Genomic DNA, 11177 nt, shown 5'->3' with positions numbered 1-11177 from the left:
AAAGATACTAAGTCTTCCTAAACCACTGCTTTCATCTTTAGGAGAAAAATAATAGCTGGGTATATCTTGTTTTATAAGATTATCTTGATCTAATTCTCCAAAGTAAAAAGGATTATTAGGAAGTTCGGTGGAGCCTGTAAGCAATATACCTTGAAAATAAATTTTAGAATGAATTACATCAATATTTTTAGTCCTTAAGACTTCACAATCAATCACTTCTTTATCATAAGCAAAAATCGTTTCTTTTATTTTTTCAAGAGACATAGACTTTCCTTAAACTTTTAGTCATTTTATGATAGCTAGAACTCCAATATTTATCACTTTTTTCTCCTGCTAAAACATTAAAATAAAATTCATTTCTATCTTTTTGATATTCTTGTGAGATATTACCATAATCATACTTATGATAAAGCGTTCTTGAGAGCATTTCATCTTTGGGTATAAAGATAAAAGGATAAAATTTACTCACGCTAAAATTATTATATTTTTTACTTAAATCCAAATCTTGTATAATGATAGCTTCATAATCATTATCTGCTTTTAAAAGTTTTGCTTGCTTATCATTTTTATCAAAATAAATTAATTCAAAAGTGCCTTTTAGGTTTTTAGTGCCCGATTTTGTAATCAAACGACTTAAAAGAATGTCTAAAGTTTCATAAACCCTTGTAATATTCCATAAAGCATATAAAACTTCTTCTTGTTCTGGACTAAGATTTTCACTATTGTAGTATTTTTTATATTCATCAAGATAAATTTCTTGCATTAATGAATTATTTATAAGCATTCTAGCCCAATTTTTAAAAGCTTTTGCACCTTTTACGCTTTGTAAATTATCATCAATGTTTTGAAATTTTAAAAAGATAGAATGAATGCTTTGTATTAATTTTGTAGCCATTAATAATCCGCTAGGATCTTTAACAACGGGATTTACAACTTCTATTCCTATGCTAGAAAGCTTTTTAACCACCCAAACAACGCAATTATTTTCAAGAAGTTTATAGGTAAATTCTTCATTGATTGGTTCTTCGCTATTAGGCGTGATTTCTTTTGTAGCTTCAAAATCAGCTTTAATATTTGTAAGCAAGGTATTATATTGTTCTTCAGAAATTTCTAAAGTGCAACGATTAGAAGGTTTAAAAGTTTGAGGGCTTCTTAGTTTTTTAATAATATAGCGATTTTTATCAACATTGTTATCTAATACATATTGGTTATTGTTAAATACTTTGCCAGCTGTATCATTAACAGAGCCTGTTCCAGTTCCAAAACCCCAAAAACCATCATTGAATTCATTGGTTGTCGTTGTGTCATACCACATATACTCTTCTTTTCTAAAAGTTACCAATTTACCAAGATTGTAATCCCAATATTTTACATCTCTTTCAAATTTCATCGTATCTAACTCATCAGGACTTTTATCTTTAGTAAGTCCTAAAAAGGCGTGGGTGAAATCGATTTGCTTAGAAATTTGAGAAAATTTTGCTTTAAATAACAAAGAAAAATCAACATGCTTTAACATTTCATCTTCTAACAACTCGTCTATATAAATCGTGACATAATATTTTATTATTTCTTTCATTTCGAAATAGTCCCTTCTAAAAGTCCATAAGGTATGATTCCTATAAATATCGCAAATTCAAAACAAAAATACATCATTAAAAATAAAAATCTAAATTTTAAATGTAATTTAACAAAAAAGAGCCATATTATCATTAATAAAATATTCATTACCACAAGATTTAAATAAAAATCATTAAAAATTATATTAAAGATATACATAAAAGAATAGCAAAAAAGATGAATAAAAAAGAAGTTTTTATAAAAACTTAAGAAAATAAACCAAAATATAGCAATATAAAATAGCAAGATAGGAAAGAAAAAAACAATATAAAGCTCAAATTCCAAATTCTTGAGTTTATATATAACAACAAACACAGCACATATTAAAGCAATATAGCCACTCCCTAAACACCAAGCAATTTGCCCGCTTGATATATTGTCTATTCCTTTACTTTCTAGCTTTGCTTTGAGTTTAGAATAAATAGGAATTTGCAAACTTACTCCTAATACAGATAAATTGTTTTATTATAGACTAATTTGCTTAATATTTTTATTTAATTTAAATTCTTTGTTTTTAAGATTCTTGTCTTAATTCTTCATCTATTTTATCTAACTCATCAGGACTTTTATCTTTGGTAAGCCCTAAAAAGGCGTGGGGAATATTCCAATCCATAGGGTGGATATAAATTGTTGCGTAATATCTCATTTAGAAAATCCCCCGAACAATGCAATCGCTTGAAGCAAAAACGATGAGCAGACATAACCCATAACAAATAATAAAACGCTAAACATAAGCTTTCTTTTAAAAATGGATATTAAGAAAAGCACTCCTATGCCACACAAACTAATAACAAATAAGCTTAAGCTAGAAAAATAAATTATCAAAGATATAAACACCGCAGACAAAACCAAAGGAATAGCATTATAAATATATAATAGATTAAAAGGAATGCAAAAGTATATGATAAGAACAAAGACTTTTAACATACTTAAATTCGAGATTGCTAAAAATAAATTTTCATCATTTTCATATATAGTTTTAAAAAATACAAAAACACAGCCTATCAAAGCAAGAATCAAACTACACACGAACCAAGCAATTTGCCCACTTGATATATTGTCTATTCCTTTATTTTCTAGCTTTGCTTTTAATTTAGAATAAATAGGAATTTGCAAATTTACTCCTAATACAGATGAATTGTTTTATTATAACTGATTTGCTTAATATTTTTGATTAATCTAAATTCTTTGTTTTTAAGAAATTTTTGTTTTGATTCTTCATCTATTTTATCTAACTCATCAGGACTTTTATTTTTGGTAAGTCCTAAAAAGGCATGGGGAATATTCCAATCCATAGGGTGAATATAAATTGTTACAAAATACTTCATAAAATTTCCTTATAAGTGACTAAAAAAATAATATGCAAACGCAACATAACATATCATAAATACTAGACTCAAGCTCAAGCTTACCCTATGTATTTTATAAAAAATATTAATTATAAATATTATAATAATACTTAACGAACAAAAGCCAACGATAAATTCTGATATATTGTTAATAGTATAAATATCAATATTAAAAAACCACTGCAATGGGAATAAAACCCATTGAACTAAAGGTAAAAACCACTGCATCGGAGCTAAAAGCCACCTAAGTTCATCACTTTTTATTAAAACAGAATATACAAATGGAGAGATTATCACGATTCCAAAACATATAAAACAATCCAATATGAATTTAACAAAATTAAATTTATTATTCATAGATATTCCCTTGCTGTATATTGATTATTTTTTAACATCTTATTGTTTGCAACATTAACAGAATTCATTTTAGTTCCAAAACCCCAAAAACTATCGTTGAACTCATTAAGCTCTTTAGCGCCATACCATTTTTGTTCTATTTTATCCCATTCTTTGTTTTTAAGATATTCTTGTCTTAATTCTTCATCTATTTTATCAAGTTCATCAGGACTTTTATCTTTGGTAAGTCCTAAAAAGGCGTGAGTAAAATCTTCCGCATTAATAAAATTTTTATTTTCGCAATCTAAAAAGCATTCTACCAGCGGATCAATATAAATTGTTACATAATATTTCATTTATAAAATCCTCCACCAAGATAAAACAAAGTATAAGTTAATACCATATAAACAAAATAAAATAAAAAAGTATATAATAATCTTTTTTGTAAAAAATAAAATACAACACAAATGGTTATACATAAAATCAAAATAAAATAAATATTAATTTCAAGAACAAAATAACAATAGCTTATTATCCAATTTAGTGTTATTGGAATTAAATTTTTTATATTAAAAAAATTTATTATACAAACAATGCACATAAAAATAAATAAAAAAAATGATTTGCAAAAATAAAAGCAAGAGATTTGAAAAAACCTTCAAAAGTAAAAAATTTAAGGTTTTCAAAAGATATTGTTCTAGTATTTATAATTACAATTAATAAAAATAATAAATAGGTAAAAATTACACTACACACAAACCAAGCAATTTGTCCGCTTGATATATTGTCTATTCCTTTACTTTCTAGCTTTGTTTTTAATTTAGAATAAATAGGGATTTGCAAATTTTACTCCTAATACAGATGAATTGTTTTATTATATAAGATAATTTATTTAATTTATATTTGTTCTTTAAATTAGAAAAAAATTTTAAAGCCTTGATTAATTTTTAATTTTACTCATCTGGATAAATTCATCAAGGAGAAGTAAAAGTATTATCAAAATCTTATATATCATTTTATTAAGTTGAATTTAAAAACCAAACCTTCTTCTCTTTATCTCTAGATAAAGTATAGCTTTTTAACTATATATCAATTTAGCATAAAAGACGATTGGGATATTTTTTAGTTATCATATTAAAGTAATTTTAATTTTTATGAGTTTTTCTTAAAAAGACTAAAATTTGGTTGAATTTATTTTGATTAGCGGTTTTTAAACAGTCTTTATTTTAGATACAATGATTAAAGATTTATGAGATATAGTAGTATTGTATGGTGCGGTTAGCGAGATTTGAACTCGCACACGCTGAGCGCACCACCCCCTCAAGATGGCGTGTCTACCAATTCCACCATAACCGCATTAAAAAGTAGCCCAAAAAAGGGCTAAGAAATATTAAGCAAATTTTATAAAAGGATTTGCATAAAGCGCTATAAGAGCAATTACAAGTGCGTAAATTACTTGTGCTTCAATCATCGCAAGTGCGATAAACATAGTAGTCATTAATTTACCACCTAAACCCGGATTTCTTGCAGTTCCTGCGATAGTAGCCGCTGCAGTGTGTCCCATACCTATAGCGCCACCAAGTGCTGCAACACCAAGCCCTAATCCAGCTGCTAAAACTGAAAACGCTTTGATCCATACATTCATAGACTCTAATTCAGTTGGCTGTACATTATCAGCACCAAATGCCATAGCTGCTAAAGCTAATGTTAGAAATACAATTTTTTTCATTGTAAAATTCCTTAAAAATATTTATTTTTTGGTTCTTGAGTAAAATTCAGTTCGGCTTGCGTATCCCTACTTAAGAATTTTTCTAAAAATCAAAGTTGTTATTATAGTATTTTTTAGCTTTATTTTTTTTGAAATAAATAGCAATGTTTCAAGTGGTAAATTTTGCTTGATTATTTAAAAACTTTTAATGGGCTTTTCAAGTTTTTTTAGCTTAAATTTATATTTTGATTAAAATTAAAGGTTTTAAATTGACTTCAAAATTCTCAAAAATAGGTTTTGTCTTAGCTGTTGCAGGTAGTGCAGTAGGGCTTGGTAATGCTTGGAAATTTCCTACGCTGGTGGGACAAAATGGTGGCTCAGCTTTTGTTCTTTTGTATTTGCTTTTAACTTTAGGCGTTGGTTTTGTTATATTTTTGGCTGAGCTTAGCATTGGAAAACTCAGCGAAAAAGATCCAGTAAATGCTTATTATACCCTTGCGCCAAAAAATAAAAAAGCTTGGTCTTTGGTTGGTTTTTCAATGATAGGTGCAATTTTAATTGTTTCATTTTATAGTGTAATTATTGGTTGGATAGTTAAATATGTTTATTTAAGCTTTTTTACCTTACCTAGTGATATTGCTGGAGCTGGAGCTTTATTTGATGGGCTTTTAACTCAAGATGTTTTATCTCAATTCATATGTTTTACCTTTGTATTTGCTGTAGTTTTTTTCGTAGTATCAAAAGGAGTAAAAAGTGGTATTGAAAAATTAAATGTTTGGATGATGCCGAGTTTGTTTATTTTACTCATTTTAATGCTTGGCTATTCTTTTAGTATGGATGGTTTTTCTAAGGCAAGTGACTTTTTATTTGCTCCTGATTTTTCAAAGCTTAATACAAGCTCTATTTTAAGTGCGCTAGGGCTTGCGTGTTTTAGTTTGTCTATAGGTGTTGGTTCTATTATAACTTATTCTGCTAGTTTGCCAGATCGGACAAATTTTATTGCAAGCAGTATTAATATTATTATTATTAATATTATTATAGGCATTATGATGGGGCTTATTGTTTTTACTTTTATATTTGAATTTGGAGGTAATCCAGCACAGCAAGGGCCAGGACTTATCTTTGTTTCTTTGATGAGTTTATTTTCTCATATTGAGCCTATTGGTTTTTTACCTTTAGGTAATATCTTAGCCATTGCCTTTTTTATCGCTTTATTTTTTGCTGGCATTACTTCAGCAATCTCTATGATAGAGCCTTTTGCATTTTATTTAATCAATTCTTATCAAATTTCTAGAAAAAAAGCTTTGATTTTAATAGGCATTGTGGTTTATATTTTGGGTTCTTTATGTATTTTATCAGGTATTGAAGGAAGTAAAGAATTGTTGACATTTTTTGGAGCGGGATTTTTTGATATTTTAGATTATATTGCTTCAAATTTCATGATGCCTTTAGGCGGACTTTTTGGGGCTATTTTTGTTGGTTTTGTGCTTAAAAAGCAAGCTTTGCAAACTTTGTTTAATCCTTATCTTAAAGGAATTTGGTTTGAAATTTGGTATTTCTTTTTAAGATTTATTGCGCCTTTAGCAGTAATTATCATTATGATACAAAAAATCTTTTTTTAAGGCTAAATTATGAAAGAAAAATTTTCAAAAATAGGTTTTGTCTTAGCTGTTGCAGGTAGTGCAGTAGGGCTTGGTAATGCTTGGAAATTTCCTACGCTGGTGGGACAAAATGGTGGCTCGGCTTTCGTTGTAGTGTATTTGCTTTTAACCTTAGGCGTAGCTTTGGTTATATTTTTGGCTGAACTTAGCATCGGGAAACTCAGCGAAAAAGATCCAGTAAATGCTTATTATACCCTTGCGCCAAAAAATAAAAAAGCTTGGTCTTATGCGGGATTTTTTATGATAGGGGCTATTATTTTAGTTTCTTTTTATAGCGTTGTGATAGGCTGGATAGTTAAATATGTTCATTTAAGCTTTTTTGCTTTACCGCAAGATGCTGATTTGGCTGCAAATGTTTTTAACAATCTTTTAAGCAATGATATTTTATCTCAATTCATATGTTTTACCTTTGTATTTGCTGTAGTTTTTTATGTGGTATCAAAAGGAGTAAAAAGTGGTATTGAAAAATTAAATGTTTGGATGATGCCAAGTTTGTTTATTTTGCTCATTTTAATGCTCGGTTATTCTTTTAGCATGGATGGTTTTTCTAAGGCAAGTGACTTTTTATTTGCTCCTGATTTTTCAAAGCTTAGTGTTAATTCTATCCTTGATGCTTTAGGGCTTGCATTTTTTAGTATGTCTTTAGGGGTTTGTGTTATTTTAACCTATGCAGCTAGCCTACCAGATCGCACAAATTTTATAGCCAGTGCATTTAATATTATTATCATTAATACCGTTGTGGGTTTAATGATGGGGCTTATTGTTTTTACTTTTATTTTCGAATTTGGTGCCGATCCTTCTCAGCAAGGTCCAGGGCTTATATTTATTTCTCTAGCAACACTTTTTGCAAAACTTGATTTTTTAGGCAATATCCTAGCCATTGCCTTTTTTATCGCTTTATTTTTTGCTGGCATTACTTCAGCAATTTCTATGATTGAGCCTTTTACATTTTATTTAATCAATCGTTTTGAAATGTCACGCAAAAAAGCTTTGATTTTAATAGGCATTGTGGTGTATTTTATCGGTTCTTTATCTATTTTTTCTTTTTATGCGGATACTAAAGAATTATTGACATTTTTTGGGGTGGAATTTTTTTATATTTTGGATAAATTTATACAGAATTTATGGATGCCAATTTCTGCTCTTGTGACGGCTTTTTTTGTAGGTTTTGTGATAAAAAAAGAAGGTTTAAGAATTCTTTTTGCTCCTTATATGAATGTATTCTTTTTTGAGCTTTGGTATTTCTTTTTAAGATTTATTGCACCTTTAGCAGTTGTTATCATTATGATACAAAAAATATTTTTTTAAGGCAGTAAGTGAGGGAAAAATTTTCAAAAATAGGTTTTGTTTTAGCAGTTGCAGGTGGTGCCGTAGGACTTGGTAATGCTTGGAAATTTCCAACTTTGAGTGCTGAAAATGGTGGTTTTGTATTTGTGCTTTTATATTTGCTTTTTACTTTAAGTATAGGTTTTAGTATATTTTTAGCCGAAATTGCTATGGGAAGACTCAGTAAAAGCGACTTGGCAAATGCTTATTCTACTTTAGCACTTAAATATTCAAAACAATGGCGTTTTGCAGGTATTTTTATGTTGGGTGGAATTTTTGTTCTTTCGTTTTATTTAGTCATTATGGGCTGGGTGCTAAAATACATGAGCACAAGCTTATTTTATTTGCCACATAATATACAAGAGGCTGCTAGTAATTTTGACTATCTTATAAAATACGATTTAAGTAGCTCAGTTGTATTTTTTAGTATTTCTTTTATTTTGACACTTGCTGTGGTTTCAAGAGGGCTAATTAAAGGTATAGAAAAGCTAAATATTATCATTATGCCCAGTTTATTTTTAATGCTTGTTTTTATGTTGCTTTATTGTATGAGTTTTGAGAATGGATTATCAAAGGCTTTTTTTTATCTTTTTTATCCTGATTTTTCAAATTTTAATCTAAGTTGTATTTTAGAAGCTTTGGGTCTTGCATGCTTTACACTTTGCTTGGGGATAGGTTGTATTGTTACTTATTCGGCAGCTTTAGATAAAAAAACCAATTTTATTAAAAGTTCAGTTTTTATCGTGTTTGTCAATATTTTTATTGCTTTAATGATGGGGCTTATTGTTTTTACTTTTATATTTGAATTTGGTGAATTAGATCCAAATGTGAAACAAGCCGGCATTGTTTTTATTTCTTTGATGAGCTTATTTAATGAGCTTGGAATTTGGGGAAATTTTTTGGCTTTTTATTTTTTCTTAGCTTTATTTTTCGCAGGTATTACTTCGGCTGTTTCTATGATAGAACCTTTGGTTTTTTATTTGATTAATAATTATAAATTTTCAAGATTTAAAGCTTTGTTTTTTATAGGATTTTTTGTTTTTTGCCTAGGAATGCTTTGTATTTTATCTTCAAATGCAAATTTTTCTTCTTTTTTTAGTATTTTTGGTTTTGATTTTTTTACAATTTTAGATAAACTTAGTTCGAATTTTTTATTGCCTTTAGGAGCGATAGCAAGCTCAATTTTTGTAGGATTTTTTGTAAGTCAGACAAGAATTTATAAAGTGTTTTCTAAATTTATGAGTCGTAAATTGTTTACACTTTGGATCTTTTTCATACGCTTTATTTCTCCTGTGGCTATTATTATTGTGATGTGTTATTATTTTTTTGTATAATTTTGTTTTTGGTATTGATTTTTGGATACAAACTTTAGAAAAGGAACATTATGGCTAAAAAATTTATAGATGTGATGGACACCACTTTTAGAGATGGTTTTCAGTCTGTTTATGGTGCAAGGGTTTTAATGGAGGATTTCTTTCCTGCAGTTGAAGCGGCGAAAGAAGCTGGAATTACACATTTTGAATTTGGTGGCGGTGCGAGATTTCAAAGTCTTTATTTTTATTTAAACGAAGATGCTTTTTTGATGATGGATAAATTCCGTTCTATTGTTGGAAAAGAAGCAAATTTACAAACCTTAGCAAGAGGCGTAAATACTGTAACTTTAGATACTGGCAGCAAAGAGCTTATCGATTTGCATGCGAAATTATTTGCAAAACATGGTACAACTACAATAAGAAATTTTGATGCTTTAAATGATGTAAATAATTTAAAATTCAGTGCCGAGTGTATTAAAAAATATGGTTTAAATCACGAAGTAGTAGTTACTTTAATGGATTTACCGCCACATTGTAAAGGCGCACACGATGTTCCTTTTTACGAAAGAATTCTTAAAGAAATTTTAGAAGCTAATATACCTTTTGATAGTGTATGTTTTAAAGATGCTAGTGGAACTTCAAATCCAAACAAAATTTATGAAACCATTAAAATGGCAAGAAAAATTTTACCACAAGATACACACATAAGACTTCATACTCACGAAACCGCAGGGGTTAGTATAGCTTGCTATCTAGCTGCTTTAGAAGCTGGAGCTGATGGCATTGATTTGGCTGCAAGTCCTGTAAGTGGCGGAACTTCTCAGCCTGATATTTTAACGATGATGCATGCCGTTAAGGGAAAGGATTACGATTTAGGCGGACTTGAAGAAGAAAAAATTCTAAAATATGAAGAAGTTTTAAAAGAATGTTTAAGTGATTATTTCTTACCGCCTGAAGCAACTATGGTTAGTCCTTTAATTCCTTTTTCTCCTATGCCAGGAGGAGCCTTAACTGCTAATACTCAAATGATGAGAGATAATAATATTCTAGATAAATTCCCAGAAGTGATTAAGGCTATGCGTGAAGTTGTAGAAAAAGGCGGTTTTGGAACTTCTGTAACTCCAGTTTCTCAGTTTTACTTTCAACAAGCTTTTAATAATGTGATGTTTGGAAAATGGGAAAAAATAGCTGATGGATATGGCAAAATGGTACTTGGATATTTTGGTAAAACTCCGGTTAAACCTGATGAAGAAATTGTTAAACTCGCCGCAAAACAGCTTAACTTAGAACCTACAAATGAATTAGCTGTTGATATTGCAGATAAAGACGAAACTAAAAGCATAGCCTATACCAAAGCCTTGCTTGAAAAAGAAGGCATAGAAACAAGTGAAGAAAATATTTTCATTGCTGCTGCATGTAAAGAAAAGGGCATAGCGTTTTTAAAAGGTGAGGCTAAAGTAAATGTAAGAAAAGTCAGTCAAATGCCAAAAGCAATTAATGCTGATGAGAATAAATTTACCGTTTCGGTTAATGGTAATAAATACCATGTTGAAGTCAGTGCCGGTTTTGATAAGGCGGTGAATATTAAAAATGTAAAAAAAGCTTCAGGAGAAGTTGCTCAAGAAGAGAAAAAAATTCCTAGTCAAGAAAATGCAGATTGTATTGAAGCAAGTATGTCTGGGAATGTATTTAAAATTCTTGTCAATGAAAATGATAGTGTAAAAGCAGGGCAAGTTGTTTTTGTGCTTGAAGCTATGAAAATGGAAATAGAAGTCAATGCGCCAAAAGATGGTATTATTAAAGAAATTTGCGTAAAAACAGGCGATAGTGTCAGTGAAGGGCAAGCTTTGGCTTTATATTAATAATA

The 11177-nt window shown here is 29.2% G+C and carries 11 protein-coding genes, 1 tRNA gene and 1 pseudogene; 4 read left to right on the top strand and 9 right to left on the bottom strand.

Going from position 1 to position 11177, the window contains the following annotated elements:
- The 9 genes and pseudogenes from ELQ16_RS06240 to ELQ16_RS06195 all read right to left on the bottom strand — a co-directional run.
- Positions 1 to 264: pseudogene (locus tag ELQ16_RS06240) on the bottom strand (hypothetical protein); the annotation flags it as partial.
- Positions 254 to 1576 carry a hypothetical protein gene (locus ELQ16_RS10305; RefSeq protein WP_243832598.1) on the bottom strand — a complete coding sequence of 441 codons (1323 nt, stop codon included), beginning with the start codon at positions 1574 to 1576 and terminating at the stop codon, positions 254 to 256. The pseudogene ELQ16_RS06240 and the gene ELQ16_RS10305, both read right to left, overlap by 11 nt.
- Positions 1573 to 2052: a hypothetical protein gene (locus ELQ16_RS10185; RefSeq protein ID WP_208335073.1), complete on the bottom strand. Its 480-nt coding sequence runs from the start codon at positions 2050 to 2052 to the stop codon at positions 1573 to 1575. The genes ELQ16_RS10305 and ELQ16_RS10185 overlap by 4 nt, the downstream gene beginning before the upstream one ends.
- 79 nt (positions 2053 to 2131) lie before the next feature.
- A complete protein-coding gene (locus tag ELQ16_RS10410; protein ID WP_279586261.1) occupies positions 2132 to 2263 on the bottom strand; it encodes a hypothetical protein in 132 nt (43 codons plus the stop codon).
- Positions 2260 to 2733 carry a hypothetical protein gene (locus ELQ16_RS06220; RefSeq protein WP_134238695.1) on the bottom strand — a complete coding sequence of 158 codons (474 nt, stop codon included), beginning with the start codon at positions 2731 to 2733 and terminating at the stop codon, positions 2260 to 2262. Before ELQ16_RS06220 ends, ELQ16_RS10410 begins: the two co-directional genes overlap by 4 nt.
- Before the next feature lie 8 nt (positions 2734 to 2741).
- The gene (locus ELQ16_RS06215; protein WP_134238694.1) at positions 2742 to 2945 is read right to left on the bottom strand and encodes a hypothetical protein; all 204 of its coding nucleotides are present in this window, start codon (positions 2943 to 2945) and stop codon (positions 2742 to 2744) included.
- 374 nt (positions 2946 to 3319) lie between these two features.
- Positions 3320 to 3658, bottom strand: coding sequence for a hypothetical protein (locus ELQ16_RS06210; protein ID WP_208335072.1), 339 nt, complete (start codon positions 3656 to 3658; stop codon positions 3320 to 3322).
- 914 nt (positions 3659 to 4572) lie between these two features.
- Positions 4573 to 4658, bottom strand: a tRNA-Leu gene (locus ELQ16_RS06200).
- Positions 4659 to 4692: 34 nt separating this feature from the next.
- Entirely contained in the window at positions 4693 to 5031 is a 339-nt protein-coding gene (locus ELQ16_RS06195) for a F0F1 ATP synthase subunit C (RefSeq protein ID WP_134238692.1), read from the bottom strand.
- Between the two features lie 248 nt (positions 5032 to 5279).
- Here ELQ16_RS06195 and ELQ16_RS06190 point away from each other — a divergent pair, with 248 nt between their 5' ends.
- From ELQ16_RS06190 to ELQ16_RS06175, 4 genes are read left to right on the top strand one after another with little or no spacing between them, the layout of a single operon-like run.
- Positions 5280 to 6632: a sodium-dependent transporter gene (locus ELQ16_RS06190; RefSeq protein WP_134238691.1), complete on the top strand. Its 1353-nt coding sequence runs from the start codon at positions 5280 to 5282 to the stop codon at positions 6630 to 6632.
- 9 nt (positions 6633 to 6641) lie between these two features.
- Positions 6642 to 7979: a sodium-dependent transporter gene (locus tag ELQ16_RS06185; protein ID WP_134238690.1), complete on the top strand. Its 1338-nt coding sequence runs from the start codon at positions 6642 to 6644 to the stop codon at positions 7977 to 7979.
- 8 nt (positions 7980 to 7987) lie between these two features.
- Positions 7988 to 9331 (top strand): sodium-dependent transporter, encoded by a 1344-nt coding sequence (locus ELQ16_RS06180; RefSeq protein WP_134238689.1) that lies wholly within the window; start codon positions 7988 to 7990, stop codon positions 9329 to 9331.
- Between the two features lie 50 nt (positions 9332 to 9381).
- Entirely contained in the window at positions 9382 to 11172 is a 1791-nt protein-coding gene (locus ELQ16_RS06175) for a biotin/lipoyl-containing protein (protein ID WP_134238688.1), read from the top strand.
- Positions 11173 to 11177: the final 5 nt, after the last annotated feature.

The sequence above is a fragment of the Campylobacter sp. US33a genome (genome assembly GCF_004378855.1).
Taxonomy (GTDB): domain Bacteria; phylum Campylobacterota; class Campylobacteria; order Campylobacterales; family Campylobacteraceae; genus Campylobacter_D.
This window is presented reverse-complemented; position numbering and strand designations above follow the sequence as displayed.

Coding starts and splice junctions, on each gene's coding strand:
- ELQ16_RS10305 (WP_243832598.1), bottom strand. CDS start 1,576: ATGAAAGAAATAATAAAATATTATGTCACGATTTATATAGACGAGTTG.
- ELQ16_RS10410 (WP_279586261.1), bottom strand. CDS start 2,263: ATGAGATATTACGCAACAATTTATATCCACCCTATGGATTGGAATATT.
- ELQ16_RS06215 (WP_134238694.1), bottom strand. CDS start 2,945: ATGAAGTATTTTGTAACAATTTATATTCACCCTATGGATTGGAATATT.
- ELQ16_RS06210 (WP_208335072.1), bottom strand. CDS start 3,658: ATGAAATATTATGTAACAATTTATATTGATCCGCTGGTAGAATGCTTT.
- ELQ16_RS06195 (WP_134238692.1), bottom strand. CDS start 5,031: ATGAAAAAAATTGTATTTCTAACATTAGCTTTAGCAGCTATGGCATTT.
- ELQ16_RS06185 (WP_134238690.1), top strand. CDS start 6,642: ATGAAAGAAAAATTTTCAAAAATAGGTTTTGTCTTAGCTGTTGCAGGT.
- ELQ16_RS06175 (WP_134238688.1), top strand. CDS start 9,382: ATGGCTAAAAAATTTATAGATGTGATGGACACCACTTTTAGAGATGGT.